At 42.8% G+C, this 17728-nt stretch carries 13 protein-coding genes; 12 read left to right on the top strand and 1 reads right to left on the bottom strand.

Annotated elements, in window-relative coordinates:
- The first annotated feature begins 128 nt into the window (after window positions 1-128).
- The 4 genes from AAFN85_RS19590 to AAFN85_RS19575 all read left to right on the top strand — a co-directional run bounded on the left by AAFN85_RS19590 (window position 129) and on the right by AAFN85_RS19575 (window position 4551).
- Window positions 129-1082 (top strand): adenylyltransferase/cytidyltransferase family protein, encoded by a 954-nt coding sequence (locus AAFN85_RS19590; protein WP_347529298.1) that lies wholly within the window; start codon window positions 129-131, stop codon window positions 1080-1082.
- Between the two features lie 491 nt (window positions 1083-1573).
- A complete protein-coding gene (rpsO, locus tag AAFN85_RS19585; protein WP_112571906.1) occupies window positions 1574-1852 on the top strand; it encodes a 30S ribosomal protein S15 in 279 nt (92 codons plus the stop codon).
- A 127-nt stretch (window positions 1853-1979) separates the two neighbouring features.
- The gene (gene pnp, locus AAFN85_RS19580; protein WP_347529297.1) at window positions 1980-4112 is read left to right on the top strand and encodes a polyribonucleotide nucleotidyltransferase; all 2133 of its coding nucleotides are present in this window, start codon (window positions 1980-1982) and stop codon (window positions 4110-4112) included.
- 163 nt (window positions 4113-4275) lie between these two features.
- Window positions 4276-4551: a hypothetical protein gene (locus AAFN85_RS19575; protein ID WP_347529296.1), complete on the top strand. Its 276-nt coding sequence runs from the start codon at window positions 4276-4278 to the stop codon at window positions 4549-4551.
- 94 nt (window positions 4552-4645) lie between these two features.
- Here AAFN85_RS19575 and AAFN85_RS19570 read toward each other — a convergent pair whose 3' ends face one another.
- Entirely contained in the window at window positions 4646-5812 is a 1167-nt protein-coding gene (locus AAFN85_RS19570; protein ID WP_347529295.1) for a putative sensor domain DACNV-containing protein, read from the bottom strand.
- Between the two features lie 535 nt (window positions 5813-6347).
- Here AAFN85_RS19570 and AAFN85_RS19565 point away from each other — a divergent pair.
- The 8 genes from AAFN85_RS19565 (at window position 6348) to AAFN85_RS19530 (ending at window position 17484) form a co-directional block, all read left to right on the top strand.
- The gene (locus AAFN85_RS19565) at window positions 6348-6518 is read left to right on the top strand and encodes a hypothetical protein (RefSeq protein ID WP_347529294.1); all 171 of its coding nucleotides are present in this window, start codon (window positions 6348-6350) and stop codon (window positions 6516-6518) included.
- A gap of 59 nt (window positions 6519-6577) precedes the next feature.
- Complete coding sequence (locus AAFN85_RS19560; RefSeq protein WP_347529293.1) at window positions 6578-7741, top strand: MFS transporter; 1164 nt, start codon at window positions 6578-6580, stop codon at window positions 7739-7741.
- A gap of 95 nt (window positions 7742-7836) precedes the next feature.
- The gene (locus tag AAFN85_RS19555) at window positions 7837-8352 is read left to right on the top strand and encodes a DinB family protein (RefSeq protein WP_347529292.1); all 516 of its coding nucleotides are present in this window, start codon (window positions 7837-7839) and stop codon (window positions 8350-8352) included.
- A 142-nt stretch (window positions 8353-8494) separates the two neighbouring features.
- Window positions 8495-9100, top strand: coding sequence for a TetR/AcrR family transcriptional regulator (locus AAFN85_RS19550; RefSeq protein ID WP_347529291.1), 606 nt, complete (start codon window positions 8495-8497; stop codon window positions 9098-9100).
- 391 nt (window positions 9101-9491) lie between these two features.
- Window positions 9492-10637: an efflux RND transporter periplasmic adaptor subunit gene (locus tag AAFN85_RS19545; RefSeq protein ID WP_347529290.1), complete on the top strand. Its 1146-nt coding sequence runs from the start codon at window positions 9492-9494 to the stop codon at window positions 10635-10637.
- A gap of 25 nt (window positions 10638-10662) precedes the next feature.
- Window positions 10663-13860: an efflux RND transporter permease subunit gene (locus AAFN85_RS19540; protein ID WP_347529289.1), complete on the top strand. Its 3198-nt coding sequence runs from the start codon at window positions 10663-10665 to the stop codon at window positions 13858-13860.
- A 66-nt stretch (window positions 13861-13926) separates the two neighbouring features.
- Window positions 13927-15339, top strand: coding sequence for an efflux transporter outer membrane subunit (locus AAFN85_RS19535; RefSeq protein WP_347529288.1), 1413 nt, complete (start codon window positions 13927-13929; stop codon window positions 15337-15339).
- Between the two features lie 360 nt (window positions 15340-15699).
- Entirely contained in the window at window positions 15700-17484 is a 1785-nt protein-coding gene (locus AAFN85_RS19530; protein WP_347529287.1) for a beta-N-acetylhexosaminidase, read from the top strand.
- Window positions 17485-17728 lie beyond the last annotated feature (244 nt).

Raw genomic sequence — 17728 nt, 5'->3', positions numbered from 1 at the left:
TTTACGTGAATGGTTGATTGGGTTGATTAGGTGAGTGGTTGGTTTGCTATGGTCAGAATTTAATTGGCCAAAATATCATTTGCTATTGTTTGGGATGGTTTGTAATCTTACCCTCAATTATATCGCTTATGAAGATCATTGAAAAAGCAGAACGGTTGAATATATTGGGTATCGATCCTGTCGTTTTGAATAGATATTGTGAACCACACAGGTTTTATCACACGCTCGATCATTTGGATGAGATTTGGCAGCAATTGGAAGCGCAGGGATATGGCGACAATGATGTGCTTTTGCTTGCTACGGTGTTTCATGATATTATTTATGATCCGCGGTCGGCTACTAATGAAGAAGATTCGGCGCAGTATTTTAATGAGGTGTTTACCGGTGATGCAGCCCTTAAAGCTTTGGTGAGCGATATTATATTGGATACCAAACATCATAAACCGGGTTCGGCATTATCGGAGGTATTTAGCGCGGCCGATTTGAATATACTTTATCAGCCTTTTGATAAACTGTTGGTTTATGAGCGGCAGATATTTAAAGAGTTTCAATTTGTTGATCATAAAATATACCGTGAAAAACGGGCCGAAGTACTAAGGAATTTAAAGCAGGGCGTTGATAATCCTGCTTTAAATTACCTGATAACTTATGTAGAAAACTTTAAACCAAGCATCGCAGTTTATCCGGGCAGTTTTAACCCCTTCCATAAAGGTCACTTCAACATCCTGCAAAAAGCCGAACGTATTTTTGATAAGGTCATTATTGCCCGCGGTGCTAATCCTGGCAAGGATAAAGCCACCTATGAGTTGCCCGAAGCCTTGCGTTATCACCAAACAGAAATATACGAAGGTTTACTGACCGAATTTATTGATAGCCTGGGTTATGATATCACCATCATCCGTGGATTAAGGAATGGCTCCGATCTTCAATACGAACTGAACCAATACCGTTACCTCCAGGAGTTGGGCAATAAAAACATCAACGTAACCGCCATTTTTTGCGATATGGAGTTTGAGCATATTTCCAGCACAGGCATCAGGCAGTTAGAAAAGTATGGCAGGGCAGGAGAGTATTTATTGTAGGTGAGTGGTTTATTGAGTTGGATTAAGTGAGTGTTTGGTTGAAGTTTTAACGAAATTTGCGTTAGCGATAGTAGCGGATACCAGCCTTGTGATTAAGGCCTGCAGGCGTATGAGCGGATAGCGCGGGCCGGAGGTAACGCCCATATTCAGTTTGCAGTTATGAGTCGGCAGTTTGTAGTTTGTTGTCTGAACTCGAATTTGGGGGGATTTTTAGAATTTCTCGAATTTGCTTATCATTCTGTTAATTCTCAAAATTTCTTAAAATTCGAGTTCAGACAATTTTAACGAACATAAATTCTACCACCCACTCACTTATTCAGCCCAATCAACTATTCACCTTTTCAAACCCAACCGCTCACCTAATCCAACCCAATAACCTACTCACCAGCAACAAAAAACAAATCAACTTACCCGCTTGCATTTGCATAATTAATCACTATCTTTGCACCCACAAATAACAAAATAATTAACGCTTTAATATTATTCAAGTAATGTATTTAGGTAAAGAAGCAAAGGCAGAGATCTTTGCAAAACACGGTAAATCAGCTACAGACACAGGTTCTGCAGAAGGACAGGTAGCTTTATTCACCACTCGTATCGCGCATTTAACTGGTCACCTGAAAAAAAACAAACATGATTTTTCAACCCAGTTATCACTGCAAAAATTAGTAGGTAAACGTCGCGCGTTACTTGCTTACTTATACAAAAAAGACATTGAAAGATATCGTGCTATCATCAAAGCTTTACAGCTTAGGGATATCATTAAGTAATTCTCTCCTTTTTTATTTAAAAGCCATCCCCATTTTAGGATGGCTTTTTTACTTTTGAAACATATATTTACACACATAAAAATCGATGCGCTCCCGAAGATGAAAAGTGCATCACAAACAAAAAAAGATGAGTTTAAACGTAATTAAAAAAGTTATCGATCTGGGCGACGGACGCACAATCGAGATCGAAACAGGTAAACTGGCCAAACAAGCTGATGGCTCGGTAGTAATTAAAATGGGTGACACCATGTTATTGGCTACTGTTGTATCATCGCCTGAGGCAAAAGAAGGCGTTGACTTCTTGCCATTATCTGTTGACTACCAGGAAAAATATGCTGCCACAGGCCGTATCCCAGGTGGTTTTTTACGCCGTGAGGCACGTTTATCAGACTATGAGGTTTTGATCTCTCGTTTGGTTGACCGCGCTTTACGTCCTTTATTCCCTGAAGATTATCACGCTGATACCCAGGTGATGATCTCTTTAATATCTGCCGATAAAGATATCATGCCTGATGCATTGGCCGGTTTGGCAGCATCTGCAGCTTTATCAGTATCTGATATTCCTTTTAACGGTCCTATCTCTGAAGTACGTGTTGCTAAAATTGACGGTCAGTTAGTAATTAACCCTACTTTAAGCCAGCTTGCAAACGCTACTTTAGAATTTATTGTAGCAGGTAGCGAGCATGATATCAACATGGTTGAAGGCGAATCAAAAGAAATTCAGGAAGCTGAATTGGTTGAAGCCATCAAATTTGCCCATGCTGCCATTAAAGTTCAGTGTTTAGCTCAAAAAGAACTAACCATTGAAGTTGGTAAAACCGAAAAACGTGTTTACAGCCACGAGCACAGCAACGAGGATTTGAAAAAAGCCATCTACGCTGCCACTTATGATCAGGTTTACGCTATTGCTTCTGCTGCTTCGGCAAAAGAAGAGCGTGGTGCTAAATTTAAAGAAGTACGTGACGCTTATATCGAAACTTTAGGAGAGATCGATGATATCACTAAAGGCCTTGCTAAAAAATACTACCACGATGTTGAGTACGATGCTATCCGTAACCTTGTATTAGATGAAGGCAAACGTTTAGACGGTCGTACTACTACCCAGATCCGCCCTATATGGAGCGAAGTTGGCTATTTGCCATCTGCTCACGGTTCGGCAGTATTTACACGTGGCGAAACTCAATCATTAACTACCGTTACCTTAGGCGCTAAGGATGATGAGCAAATGATTGACGGTGCATTCATTAACGGTTACCAAAAATTCCTGTTGCACTACAACTTCCCAGGTTTCTCAACCGGCGAGGTTAGGCCTAACAGGGGTGCTGGTCGCCGCGAAATCGGTCACGGTAACCTGGCTATGCGTTCATTGAAACAAGTATTGCCATCTGAGGATGAAAATCCATACACTATCCGTGTGGTTTCTGATATCTTGGAATCAAACGGTTCATCATCAATGGCTACCGTTTGCGCAGGTACATTAGCTTTGATGGATGCTGGTGTTAAAATTAAAGAGCCGGTATCAGGTATCGCAATGGGCTTGATCACCAACGAAATGGGTACCAAATACGCTATCCTTTCTGATATCCTTGGCGACGAGGATCACTTAGGTGATATGGACTTTAAAGTAACCGGTACTAAAAACGGTATCGTTGCTGTACAGATGGACTTGAAGATCAATGGTCTTTCTTACGAAGTGTTAACTAACGCTTTGAACCAGGCTAAAGATGGTCGTTTACATATCCTTGGCGAAATGGCTAAAACCATTACCGAGGCCCGTGCCGACTACAAACCACACGCTCCGCGTATCGTTACCATCAAAATCGACAAAGAATTTATTGGTGCAGTTATCGGGCCCGGTGGTAAAATTATCCAGGAAATGCAACGCGAAACCGGTGCTACTATCTCTATCGAAGAGAAAGATAACCAGGGTATCGTTCAGGTATTTGCCGATAACAAAGCATCTATCGACGCTGCTTTAGGCCGTATCCGCGCTATCGCTTCTAAACCAGAAGTTGGCGAAATTTACGAAGGTAAAGTGAAATCGATAATGCCATTTGGCGCGTTCATCGAGATCATGCCAGGTAAAGATGGTTTGTTACACATCTCTGAGATCGATCACCGTCGTTTCGAAACGATGGATGGTATTTTCCAGGTTGGCGACGAGGTAAGGGTAAAATTACTTGATGTTGATAAGCAAGGTAAACTGAAGCTTTCAAGAAAAGTATTATTGCCTAAACCGGAAAAACCGGAGCAGAAATAAACTATCAGAAGTTTTTTAATAATACAAAACCCTCTTTAAGAGGGTTTTGTTATTTTGTTTTAAAATATTTTTATTTTTTTAAAACAAAAAGCGAATATTTAAACTTATTAGCAGTTAAGATATAGTTGGTAAAACCAAAAATCCGATCCTGTTTGATAAAAAAATGACCCCTGCTACTAATAACGATCCTTTAGACTTTCTGCACAGCAACCCACCCGGGATGCAGTCGGCTGGCTCGACCGATCTGGTGCAGCAGCTTTTGTATGAAATTATCAGGGTTAAAGAAATTATTGTTTATTACGACTCCATTCCCAATGGAGGCGGTCAATTAGGTTCATCCATCCTAAATGAACTGGTATCAGAAGCCTATCAATCCTTAGTGAATTACGATACGGTGCTGATGAAGAAATATTATGATTTGTTGTTGAATTGTGATTGATCAGAATTTACAGAATTTTAAAATTAACAGAATGCTTTTGCATCTGAACATTCTATTCTAAAAATTCTAAAATTCTGTAAATTCTGATTCTGACCTACAGTAAAAGAATATCAATCTGATGTGCATGCACCATCCCCACCATTGGCGACCATGCAAAAACCGTAAACCTGCCATCCTGCGAGGCTACAAGAGCCAAAGCATCCTTCTGGTCATAAACAAACTGTGCTGCTGCCAGGTGCCTTGTGCCGCCGTTTTGGGCAGGGTGGATAACGCGGGTTGAGCAGCCTACTATCGGTTCGGTAACTACGATCTCTTCAACAGGTGAGCTTTTTTCCGAGCGGCCTATTTTGGCACCGAAGGCTAACAGCTCATGTTTATCATTTATTAGCGTTGCTCCATCTATAGATGTTAGGCCGCCAATGGTATCAACCGCGCGGCGCATTTTTTCCTGCCAGGAGGTATGGTAGCGGTCGATGCCTTCATGGATCATCAGATCTGTAAGGCCTGAAAACGGTGGATCGACAGGGTAGGAGATCGGGGTGATGATAGATTCGCGCCATTCTTCACTGCCTGAGGGTACAACTAATAATATACCGCCGCGTTTGTGGGCTTGCATAGAGGTAGCCAGTTGCACTAATACGTTTACCGGATCATTCCATAATGAAGGCAGCGTAAAATCAAGCATGGCCGAAAGCACATTCGGGCAATCGGAAATGCTGGAGCCGTGCTCATCAACCACTTTTATATCGTCGCCTTTTAATATGGCTATGTTTACAAATTTGCCGAAGCCTTCAATGCGGCGATGCTTGATCACCAGTAAGCCAGGCTCAATAACTTCTAATACAAAGCAATAGGCTGGGATAGCAAGGGTGGTACCCCAAATGTATAGTTCATCATCTTCTATCCAGATACCCAAATGAATACCCGGTTGTTGAACAGCTGAAGCGAATTTGGTAAGGATATTAGGTGCAAGTTTGATCTTCCCGCCAAATAACAACGGCTGACCGGCAGCCTCAGGCGGTAAGAAGGCAAGGGTAAATTTAGGCGAGAAACCTTCTTCCCGGCGTAAACTGGCCCAGAATGAGATATCGATAAGCGATTCGATAGTGGTACAGCTTGGCGTAGGGGCAAGGTCAATCTCATCATTATCGGCAAGGGCTTTGGCATGGAAATGCCTGAAATGCCTTTCAATAATGGTTGCCACTTTACCGGCTGCTTTATATGTAGGGCCTGAACTCAAAGTTTTGGTGATGTCTTTCATTTAAATACTTATCTCAAAAGTAAAGTTAAATAAACAGGCAAGCAAACAACTGCATCAATATTGCAATTGGATGAGTTGGGGGAGCGCAGGTTTGAGCGTCCACGCTCGAACCGTTCGAATAGTAAGCGTCCACGCTTACGATGTACCGGGAGCGTGGACGCTCCAACCCCGGATAATTCAAGCGTAGACGCTTGAACTTGCTAACTTGAACTTGCGAATATACTAAAATAGCATGCCGAATAATTAACTCACCCGGTCTACGCTACGCTGGACTACCCTCTCTTGGGCAAGCCGCAAAGAGGGTGGGAAAAGAAAAAGTAAAACTACAAATCCCCTCTTTAAGCGCAGCTTAGAGAGGGGTGGCAAGCGCAGCGAAGTCGGGGTGAGTAAATATACGGGCGATGATTTTTTGCTTCATTGTCAAACGTTTATCATACTTCCTTACAATTATCTCCCCAGCGTCAGTTGTTAATCTACATTAATTTTTTTTCGAAATGATTATAACACTTTTGCACCCGGAAACGATAATGTAATCATGAAACTTCTATCACACATCATATCACTCACGCTGCCAGATACAACACCATTGCAGGTATCGGCACTTTTAAACTTGGGTTTAACCTACGTACAACAAGGTTTTAAAAAAGTGTTCCATAAGCCAGAACCTCAAAACAATCCTTGTGGCGAGTTGCAGCCTTGTATGTAAGCAGCTAACAAATTGCAGATAGCACATCCGCCGAGGCAATTTATAGTTAAATTCGCCACATGGACCAACTATCGGCAGCTGGCAAATCAAAAATGCGAATTGCCAACAGCGTATTCTTCTTCGTTTCGGGCTTCGGATACTCATCATGGGCCTCGCGTATTCCATCCATTAAAAATCAGCTTAACTTAAATGAAGCCCAATTGGGGTTGGTGCTATTGGCTATGCCTATCGGCCTGATGCTTACCATGCCGCTAACTTCCAAAATGATCAAACATTATAGCAGCCGTGTTATGATGATGATAGGTGCGATTGCCTTTTGCCTGGTGTTATGCTTGCCGGGTTTTATGGCTTATATGTGGCAACTGATGGTAGTGCTGTTTTTTGTAGGTTCAACCCGTAATATTTTAGGCTTATCCATGAATGCACAGGCCGTGGGGCTGCAGAAACTTTACGATAAATCTATCATGGTAACCTTTCACGGCATCTGGAGTCTGGCTGGCTTTGGAGGGGCTGCTACCGGTTATTTAATGGTGTTGTTCAATATCGCCCCCTCGTATCATTTATTAGGTGTAGGAATTGCGATGATGATCCTTTCCTTCATCTTTTATCCTACCACTTATGATTATCGTCCGCCGGAAACACCGGGTAAATCGGTGTTCTCGATGCCCGATAAACACCTGCTTAAGTTCGCGCTCATCTCTTTCGCCTCCATGGCCTGCGAAAATACTTTGTACGATTGGAGCGGGGTTTATTTTGAGAAAGTTGTACATGCCACAAAATCCTTCGCCGAGGCCGGTTTTGTGGTTTATATGGTTACCATGACCATCGGCCGTTTTGCGGGCGATAAGGTGGTATCGGCCATCGGCATAAAAAAGGTTTTAAATTATAGCGCGATATTGGTATTGGCGGGTTTGCTGGTAGCGGTGTTCCTGCCTTTTACGCTTACCGTTTATTTAGGGTATGGGATGATAGGGGTAGGGGTATCGTGCATTGTGCCGTTAGTTTTTAGCATGGCAGGCAAATCAACTACAATGAACAGCAGCCAGGCTTTGGCGGCAATATCCACGGTTGGTTACCTCGGCTTTGTAATTGTACCGCCTATTGTTGGTTTCATAGCGCAGGCTGCAAACTTGCAGGTGGCCTTTTTTGTGGTTGCCGGTTTCGCTGCCATGATGATCTGGATGGTTACAAAAATCGATGACGAACACTCCGCGGTATCATAGTTTTGTCAAATAAGGGATTACGCGGTTGCATCGAATAGGTTTTGGCTTATAATTGTGGCATCAAATCTGCAGGTTTGTTATTACATCTACAAAAAATGAGCACAAACATTACCGATATCAGCGTTCAGCCGTCAACTGAGTTATTTATCAAAATGGTAGTTTCTAACTGGGAATTACAAAACAGCCGCCTTAACGGTTTGCTTGATAAACTAACCGACGAAGAGTTGGCCGCCGAAACAGCACCGGGCCGTAACAGCGGCGTTTACCTGCTGGGCCACCTTACTGCTGTTAGCGACGGGATGTTTACTTACTTAGGTTTGGGCGAGAAGCTCTATCCCCAACTCGATCATATATTCCTTAAAAATCCTGAAAGTGCCGGCCTTGATAAACCTTCGCTGGCCGAACTAAAGGAGTACTGGACTAAAGTAAATGAGGTACTTACCGAAAAAATGAACGCCATGCAACCAGACGACTGGTTTAAACCGCACAGCGAAATTGCTTTAGATGCTTTTGAAAAGGAACCTCATCGTAATAGGTTAAATATCCTGATTAACAGAACTATTCACCAGGGTTACCATATTGGGCAATTGGTGTACCTGGTAAAAAAGTAAGCGTTTAGGCGACTGGATTGCACCGAGAAGGTTTAATCCATGACAATTGCGTGAAACGTTTTTTACAAACCGATGGTAAATAAAATTAAAAACCGTTATACTTTTGCTTAACACTGTTAAATGATTTACCAGTGTAAGTAAAATGGCAAGTAAAGAACGAATTCAGCGCTTAAAAGAGGAGACCAGGATCAATATTCTGGACGCCGCGCTACAGATAGTAAAGCATGAAGGCTGGCAAGCCTTGAGCATGCGCAAAATTGCCGACGTAATTGAGTACACCGCACCCATTATATATGAATACTTTGCCAATAAGGATGCTATCCTTATTGAGCTTACCCGCAAGGGCTACGCTATTTTAGGTAAAGATATGACGGCAGCTAAAAACGAGCATAGCCGTGTTGAAGACCAACTGGAAGCCATGTGGCTGGCCTATTGGAACTTCGCCTTTGCAAACAAGGAACTTTACCAGGTGATGTTTGGTGTACAAATGAACTGCTGTTGTTGCGATATGATCAAGTCACTCCCCGAGGCTCAAATGCAAACAACACTGGTTAGCGAGGCAATTAAACAACTCATGAAAATTGAAGATATCAACGACGAAGTGATCTGCACCAAATACTACACTTTTTGGTCGGTTGTGCACGGGTTGGTATCCATAAACTTACTAAGCAGAGGTTTCTCTGACGAAGTTAACCGCCAGGTATTGAAAGATACCATAGGCGGGATTATCAGGTCGATGAAAGATTGATCTTTCTTGTGCCTTATCACTAACGCTGTTAAACTGTTTAACGGCGTTAAATAATTATTAAGCATATTTTTAACTCAAACACTCTAATACAATGAACAAGCTCACTCACAACCCGCATCCAGCATTTAACAGTGTTAAACAATTTAACGGTGTTGTAACATCTAATTACTGCAATTAGCGCCGCTCGTGATAAAAAACCGTGTAATCACGATATATAACGACTGAAAATTGCTCTGTTAAATAATAAATAATTGATAGCCAGTAAATTAAATAATTGGCATCGCTGTTGAAAAGATCATTAAATAAGAAAATGAAAACAATCAATTCATCATATACAACGGGTATAACAACCCACAATCCTGTTCATTCATCACTCTTTAAATCATCACTCATGAAAACACTCGTATTAGCAGCAGTTGCAGCTTTAACATTATATGGATGTTCATCTGCACCTCAGGCGCCAACCGCGCCACCGCCGCCGGCATTACCGGTAGCAACCATCACTTCAGGCTCTGAAACTACTTACCAGGAATATCCTGCATCAATAGAAGGTACTGTTAACGTAGAGATCAGGCCACAGGTAAGTGGTACTTTAGATAAAGTATTTGTTGACGAAGGCGCGTTTGTATCTGCCGGTCAGCCAATATTTAAAATTAACGAACAACCTTACCGCGCTGCCTTAAACAACGCTTTAGCAAGCTTACACGCTGCCGAAGCCGCACAGGTAAACGCGCAACTGGAAGTTGAAAAATTAACTCCGCTTGTTGCCAACAAAGTAGTATCAGACTACCAGTTAAAAACAGCCAAAGCAGCAGCAGATGTTGCTAAAGCCAATATCGAATCGGCTAAAGCAAACGTAGCTACCGCGCAAATCAACTTAGGTTATACTTTAATTAAAGCACCGGTTAGCGGTTACATTGGCCTGTTGGCTAAAAAACAAGGTAGCCTGGTTGCCCCTGCAGATGTTGCAGCGCTTACCCAATTATCAGATGTACATGATGTACACGTTTACTTTTCATTGGGCGAAAAAGATTTCGTAGCCTTTAAAGAGCAATATCCTGGTGCCAGCCTGAAAGATAAACTGAAAAATGTTCCTTCAGTATCATTATTACTGGCCGATAACACCGAATACGCTAAACAAGGTAAAATTGATATCGTTGATGGTCAGTTTGATAAAACTACCGGTGCTATTACCTTAAGGGCAAATTTCTCAAACCCTGATGGTTTGTTACGCTCTGGTAACACCGGCAAGATCCGTTTAAGCCTTGCCCATAAAGATGCCTTGATTGTACCGGAAGCTTCAACTATCGAGATGCAGGATAAAGTATTCGTATTTACTGTTGGCGATAGCAGCAAGGTTAAAAAACAACCTATCGATATCATTGGTAAATCGGGCGATCACTACCTGGTTAAAGATAAAGAGGCTATTAAAGCCGGCGACCAGATCGTATTGAGCGGTATCGATAAACTACAGGAAGGTATGGTGATCCAGCCTCAAAAGCAAGCTGATAAAGTAGCTGCTGTAGTTAAACACTAATACATACACTTAAACTTTAAAAGTCATGTTTCAGAAATTTATAGAAAGACCGGTACTCTCAACTGTTATCTCCATATTATTGGTGATAGTGGGTGTACTTGGTTTAACCAAACTGCCCCTGGAAAGGTTCCCGAATATTGCCCCTCCGGCAGTATTGGTATCGGCAGTATATCCTGGCGCCAACGCCGAAACTATTTTACGTTCCGTTACACCTTCGTTAGAAGAGGCTATTAACGGTGTGGAAAATATGACCTATATGACATCTACCGCCAGTAACGACGGTACATTAGGTATCACCGTTTACTTTAAGCAAGGTACTAACCCCGATCAGGCTGCGGTAAACGTTCAAAACCGTGTATCACAGGCTTCAAGTCAGTTACCTGCCGAGGTATTGCAATATGGTATCACAACTACCAAACAGCAAAACAGCTTCATCGGCGCGATGGCTATCTATACCGAAGATCCTAAAAAATACGATGCCACATTTGTAGCCAACTACGCGCAGATCAACATCATTCCCGAAATTAAACGTATCCCGGGTATAGGTTCGGCCAGTATTTTTGGTGGTGTTAAAGATTATTCGATGCGCGTTTGGCTGAACCCAGCCCAAATGGCAGCCCACAATGTTACCCCAGCCGAAGTTACCGCTGCTATTCAAGACAAAAACTTGGAGGCTGCCCCAGGTAAATTTGGTGAGCGCAGCGACGAGGCATTTGAATACGTAATTAAATATAAAGGTAAGCTTACCAAACCCGAAGAATACGAGAATATCGCTATCCGCGCAAACTCTGATGGTTCTGTACTGCATTTAAAAGATGTAGCCCGGATTGAATTAGGCGCTTACTCATACAATAGTAAAAGTAACCTGAACGGTCACGATGGTATCGTTATCGGTCTTATCCAGTTGTCAGGTTCAAACGCTAACGAAATCCAGATCGCTATCGATAACCTGATGGTGAAATTATCAAAAGATTTCCCTGTTGGTATCAAATACAACCAATTCTATCGTACCAAAACAGATCTTGATGAATCTATCAACCAGGTTGAACATACTTTGGTTGAGGCCTTTATCCTGGTATTTATCGTGGTGTTTATCTTCTTGCAGGATTTCAGGTCTACCCTGATTCCGGCCATCGCGGTACCGGTAGCTATTCTTGGTACTTTCTTCTTTATGAACCTGTTCGGGTTCTCGGTTAACTTGTTAACGCTGTTCGCTTTGGTTCTCGCCATCGGTATTGTGGTGGATGATGCCATTGTGGTGGTGGAGGCGGTGCATGCCAAAATGGAGCAGGATCCAACCCTTACTCCAAAAGCTGCCACTACCGAAGCGATGAACGAAATTACCGGTGCGATCATATCCATTACGTTAGTTATGGCGGCGGTATTTTTACCGGTAAGTTTCATGACGGGTTCTACCGGTATTTTCTACCGCCAGTTCGCGTTAACCATGGCTATTTCCATTATTATCTCAGCTGTTAACGCGTTAACATTAAGCCCTGCTTTGGCTGCCTTGTTCTTAAAGAACAAACATGCTGATGGTCACGGCGCGCATAAACAAGGCTTTGTTGATAAATTCTACGCCGGCTTTAACGGTGGTTTCAACTACATGACCAACAAATACGTTGGCGGTTTGAAGTTCCTGATGAAGAAAAAATGGTTAGGTGTACTTGGGCTTGTAATTATAGTTGCTGCTACCGTTATCATGATGGGCAGAACTAAAACAGGCTTTATCCCTACAGAGGATCAGGGCTTCGTGGCTATCGCCGTGAATACCCCATCTGGTACTTCATTAAGCGGAACCAATAAAATTTTCCATGATGCTGAAGAGCAGTTGAAAGTGTTACCATCAGCAAGGTTCGTAACTGCGTTGTCTGGTTTCAACTTCCTTACCCAATCAAGCAGCCCGTCTGCAGGTGTTATCTTCCTTTTATTAAAACCGAATGAGGAAAGGGGCGAGGTTAAAAACATCGATGCTATCCAGAACATTGTTCGTGGTAAACTGGCCGGCATACCGGGTGGTACCTTCTTCGTGTTCAGTTTCCCAACCGTTCCTGGTTTTAGTAACGTAGAAGCATTGGACGTAATGTTACAAGATAAAACCAACGGCCGTTTGGATAAATTTAGCGGCGTGGCCAATAACTTTATCGGCAAGTTGATGCAGAAACCTGCTGTAGCTTTCGCCTTTACTTCATACAAAGCTGATTATCCTCAGTTGCAATTAGATGTTGATGACGAAAAAGCCAACCAGTTAGGTGTAAGCGTTAAGGATATCTTAACCACCATGCAGGCTTACTTCGGTACCGCGCAAGCATCAGACTTTAACCGCTTTGGTAAATACTATCGTGTGGTTGTACAGGCTGATGTTGCGGATAGGACCGATCCTTCAACTATCGACCGTGTATTTGTTAAAAACAAACAAGGCCAAAACGTACCTATCAACACCCTGGTTAAATTAACCCGTGTTTACGGTTCGGAAACAGCCTCACGTTATAACCTGTTTAACTCTATCGAGATCAACGCTATCCCTAAACCAGGTTATAGTTCTGGTGATGCGATCAAAGCGATTGAGGAAACAGCTAAAGAGCAATTGCCACAAGGTTTTGCCTATGAGTTTACCGGCCAAACCCGCGAGGAGATCTCTTCAGGTGGTCAGTCTACCGTGATCTTCATCTTATGTTTGGTGTTCGTATACTTCCTGTTATCTGCACAATATGAAAGTTATATCCTGCCACTGGCAGTTATCCTTTCAATACCTACAGGTTTATTTGGTGTGTTTGTGGTGTTGGGCTTAACCGGTATCGAAAACAACATCTATGTACAGGTAGCGCTCATCATGCTCATCGGTTTGTTAGCGAAGAACGCCATCCTGATTGTAGAGTTCGCGGTACAAAGGCGTAAGGCAGGGCATGGATTGGTGCAATCGGCTATTGAAGCTGCTCAGCTCCGTATCCGTCCAATCATCATGACCTCGTTAGCTTTCGTATTCGGTCTATTCCCGATGAGTATTGCAACCGGTCCTTCTGCACAGGGTAACCACTCTATCAGTATCGGTGCTGCCGGCGGGATGGTTTCGGGTGTAATATTAGGTTTGTTCATCATCCCTGTATTATACGTAATATTCCAGGCTTTGCAGGAACGCATTAGCGGTAAACCAACGCCAACCAATCATGGTGATGGTCACGGCAAAAACGTACCGGTATTGGAAACCGAAGTTTCAGCTTAATCAATCAAATATCAACTAAAACTATCGCGGGCTAATAACCCGCGATAGTTTAAAAAAGATACAACAATGAAAAATATATTAGGCAGTTTGGCCATTGCACTGGTAGTGCTGGCAGGCTGTAAAGTTTCGAAAGATGTTGCTACGCCAACGGACGCCCAGCCTGAAACTTTCAGGAACGCGGTTACCACCGGTGATACCAGCAGCATTGCCGACTTACAATGGAAAAACTTTTTTACCGATGCCGCCCTTCAAAAATTGATTGACAGCGCCATTGTTAAAAATTACGATATGCAGGTGGCTGTTAAAAACATTGAAGCTGCCGAGCTACAGTTTAAACAGGTAAAATGGAACTATGCACCTACAGTTGGCTTAAATGTTACCGCGAGTACTAACCGTCCATCTGATAACAGCATCAACGGTTTAAGCATTAAACAATATAACATCGGTACTAAACACATCGAAGATTATAATGCTAACCTTGCCCTTTCATGGGAAGCTGATATCTGGGGAAAGATCCGCAGCCAAAACCGTGAGGCTTTAGCGCTGTACCTGCAAACTAATGAGGCTAAAAGAGCTGTTCAAACTAATATCGTATCAAGCGTATCACAAGGTTACTACAACTTGCTGATGCTTGATGAGCAACTGAACATAGCAAAGAAAAACGTAAAACTGAACGATAGCACTTTACGCATTATCAAATTGCAATATGATGCAGGCCAGGTAACTCTATTAGGTGTACAACAGGCACAGGCTCAATTGGAAGCTGCTGCACAGTTGGTTCCTCAGTTTGAACGTGATATCAATGTTCAGGAAAATGGCTTAAGCATTTTAGCTGGTAAATTACCTGATGCTATTGAGCGTAGCGCTACCCTGAGCGATATCAGTTTCCCTGAAACACTTTCGGCTGGTGTACCATCAGCAATGGTGAGCCGCAGACCAGATGTACGTAGTTCTGAATTGGCTTTGAATGTTGCTAACGCGAGGGTTGGTATTGCCAAAGCGCAACTTTATCCATCATTAACTATAACCGGTCAGGGTGGTTTAAACTCTTTTAAATCGAGCAATTGGTTTAATATCCCGGCTTCACTGTTCGGTACAGTTGCGGGTGGTATAGCACAACCTTTATTGCAGCGTAAACAATTGCGTACCCAATACGAGGTTGCTAAAGTTAACCGCGAAAAATCGGTGATCCAGTTCCGCCAGTCGGTGTTAACTGCCGTAGGCGAAGTATCTGATGCTTTGGTAAGGTTGCAAAAACTGAAAGAGCAACAAACTATAGCTGCTAACCGTGTTAAGACCCTGCAACAAGCTACCAGCAACGCAAGCATGTTGTTTAAAAACGGCCTTGCAAACTACCTTGAAGTAATAACCGCTCAAAGCAATGTGCTGCAAGGTGAGTTAGAGCTTGCCTCAATTAAAATGGCACAACTTAGCGCCAACGCCGAGCTTTACCGCTCATTAGGTGGCGGCTGGAAATAAGCTTATCTACCCCTATGAAAACATAAAGCGGCACTGAGTAATCAGGGCCGCTTTTTTTTGTTTTAAAGCTATCTGCCTAACCCACTTGTCATTTCGACGAACGAGGTGGGAATGAGCGAGAGGCGTGAGGAGAACTTGTACGCCATGCAATGCTGACTATGCTTCCGTAAAAATATGGCGTACAAGATTTCTCTATCGCCCCGACGCTCCATCCCTCGCTGCTCGATCGAAATGACATTTTCTTTTTTGAATTATACCCTCATTCAATATTCATTTTCGGCATTTGTTACAATTGTGATAACAATAATTTCAAAGAAAATTCATATCATAGCAGCCCAAAATGATTTGAGCTATATTCTAATGAAAATCAAATTCGTACTTGTATTTATTTTGTTTTGCGGTACGTTAAAAGCGCAAAACGTCAATATAATTCCGCTACCAAAGTCTATTACTAATGGCACCGGGCAATTCACTTTTAATGGTCGATCAAGTGTTGGTGTAAACGATGCATCGTTACTACCAGTTGCGCGTTATTTCCAGAAGCAGGTTAACCAATCTACAGGTTTAACGCTTAATGTAGATAACAAGGATGCCGGCAGCACTATTCACCTATTGCTAACCAATGGCGACCCTACACCGGGCGCTTATTCGCTTAAAATATCACCTGAAGAAATTACTATATCTTCATCAAACCGTGATGGTGTATTTTATGGTGCGATGTCGTTACTGCAATTGCTTCGTGATCAGCCCCGTGGAGAAACGATCAATATCCAGGCACTTACTATTACAGATTTGCCCCGCTATCAATGGCGAGGTTTGATGCTGGATGAATCCCGCCATTTTTTCGGGATGGAAAAGGTGAAGCAGATTTTGGATTGGATGGCTTACTATAAGCTGAACAAATTTCACTGGCATTTAACCGATGCGCAGGGTTGGCGTTTGGAGATCAAAAAATACCCTAAGCTTACTTTAGTTGGAGGTAAGGGCAACCATACCGATTCAACCGCCGATCCGCAATATTACACCCAAACGCAAATTAAGGAGATCATCGCTTATGCGTCCGAAAGATCGATCGCAGTAATCCCCGAAATTGATATGCCCGGCCATGCTACGGCTGCCAATAAAGCTTATCCGCAATTTAGCGGCGGTAGTGTTGAAGGATATGAGAATTTTACCTTTAACCCTGCAATCGATAGCACCTACCAATTCCTCGGTAATATCATAAAAGAAACTACTTCTCTATTCCCATCTAAAATGATGCACCTTGGCGGAGACGAGGTTGTATTAGGCGTAAAAGCTTGGTCGCTTAACCCGTCAATCGCCGGCTTTATGCAGAAGAATAATTTTGCTGATGTTGGTGAACTGGAGCGCTATTTCTTTAAACGTGTTGCCGATTCTGCTCTCGCTACAGGCAGCAAAGTATTAGCATGGGATGAAGCAACCGGCACAAACCTGCCTGCTGATAAAACTATTATTTTTTGGTGGAGACAGAACCTACCCGGCCAATTACACCTCGCTATCCAAAAAGGTTACCAGGTGGTGCTTTGCCCGCGCCTGCCTATGTATTTTGATTTTGTGCAGGATGCGGATCATATTTCTGGTCGCCGTTGGAAAGGTGTTTATAATACTGTTGGCAGCGTTTATGGTTTTCCGGAGAAACAACTGCAAAGCAATGAAGATCTGCAATCAAAACAGATCATAGGTGTACAAGCAAATATCTGGACAGAAATGATCGCTTCCGAAAAACGTTTGGACTTCATGCTGTTCCCGCGTATTGCCGGTTTGGCCGAAGCTGGTTGGACGGCACCAGAGTTGAAAGATGAAGAGGCATTTGATAACCGCTTAAAAGCAAGTATCAAAATTTACGATGCAGCCAATATTTACTATTTCAATCCATTCGATAAGTTTTTCCATGATGAGGCAATAGATTTTGGTCCGAAGATCAGGAGGATGCCTAAGCCTGAATCGGTAGATTACAGTGATGAGGACAGACCGAGAAGGCGCAGGCATGGAAGATCTTCGAAGAAAGAGCATTCTTCGTCGAAACATTCATCTTCAAAACATTCGTCTTCGAAGAAATCGTCATCAAAAAAATCTTCTTCTTCAAGCAAAAGCAAAAAGTCATCGCATAAAAAGAAAAGATAAAACACGATAGCAAAAAGAAAAGAGGTGTGATTTCCGCAAGGAAGTCACACCTCTTTTCTTTTTACTCTCTTAGCTGCCCCTTTGCTGCCGCGGGTTTAGCGCAGCGTAACCCGTGGTGTGAAATAATCCGGGTCTCTGACCCGCGTAGAATTTAATAGCGACTTAAGTCACGGCCAACCACGGGTTACGATGCGCTAAACCCGCGGCAAATGCTTGTTCCATAAAAAAAAGGAATAATCAACTA

The organism is Mucilaginibacter sp. CAU 1740, from assembly GCF_039839285.1.
Classification (GTDB): domain Bacteria; phylum Bacteroidota; class Bacteroidia; order Sphingobacteriales; family Sphingobacteriaceae; genus Mucilaginibacter.
The sequence above is the reverse complement of the archived record's forward strand: the minus strand, read 5'-3'. Positions and strand labels throughout refer to the sequence as shown.

Excerpts from the sequence above, each read along its gene's own strand:
- AAFN85_RS19590 (WP_347529298.1), top strand. The coding sequence starts at position 129 with ATGAAGATCATTGAAAAAGCAGAACGGTTGAATATATTGGGTATCGAT.
- rpsO (WP_112571906.1), top strand. The coding sequence starts at position 1,574 with ATGTATTTAGGTAAAGAAGCAAAGGCAGAGATCTTTGCAAAACACGGT.
- pnp (WP_347529297.1), top strand. The coding sequence starts at position 1,980 with ATGAGTTTAAACGTAATTAAAAAAGTTATCGATCTGGGCGACGGACGC.
- AAFN85_RS19575 (WP_347529296.1), top strand. The coding sequence starts at position 4,276 with ATGACCCCTGCTACTAATAACGATCCTTTAGACTTTCTGCACAGCAAC.
- AAFN85_RS19570 (WP_347529295.1), bottom strand. The coding sequence starts at position 5,812 with ATGAAAGACATCACCAAAACTTTGAGTTCAGGCCCTACATATAAAGCA.
- AAFN85_RS19565 (WP_347529294.1), top strand. The coding sequence starts at position 6,348 with ATGAAACTTCTATCACACATCATATCACTCACGCTGCCAGATACAACA.
- AAFN85_RS19560 (WP_347529293.1), top strand. The coding sequence starts at position 6,578 with ATGGACCAACTATCGGCAGCTGGCAAATCAAAAATGCGAATTGCCAAC.
- AAFN85_RS19555 (WP_347529292.1), top strand. The coding sequence starts at position 7,837 with ATGAGCACAAACATTACCGATATCAGCGTTCAGCCGTCAACTGAGTTA.
- AAFN85_RS19550 (WP_347529291.1), top strand. The coding sequence starts at position 8,495 with ATGGCAAGTAAAGAACGAATTCAGCGCTTAAAAGAGGAGACCAGGATC.
- AAFN85_RS19545 (WP_347529290.1), top strand. The coding sequence starts at position 9,492 with ATGAAAACACTCGTATTAGCAGCAGTTGCAGCTTTAACATTATATGGA.
- AAFN85_RS19540 (WP_347529289.1), top strand. The coding sequence starts at position 10,663 with ATGTTTCAGAAATTTATAGAAAGACCGGTACTCTCAACTGTTATCTCC.
- AAFN85_RS19535 (WP_347529288.1), top strand. The coding sequence starts at position 13,927 with ATGAAAAATATATTAGGCAGTTTGGCCATTGCACTGGTAGTGCTGGCA.
- AAFN85_RS19530 (WP_347529287.1), top strand. The coding sequence starts at position 15,700 with ATGAAAATCAAATTCGTACTTGTATTTATTTTGTTTTGCGGTACGTTA.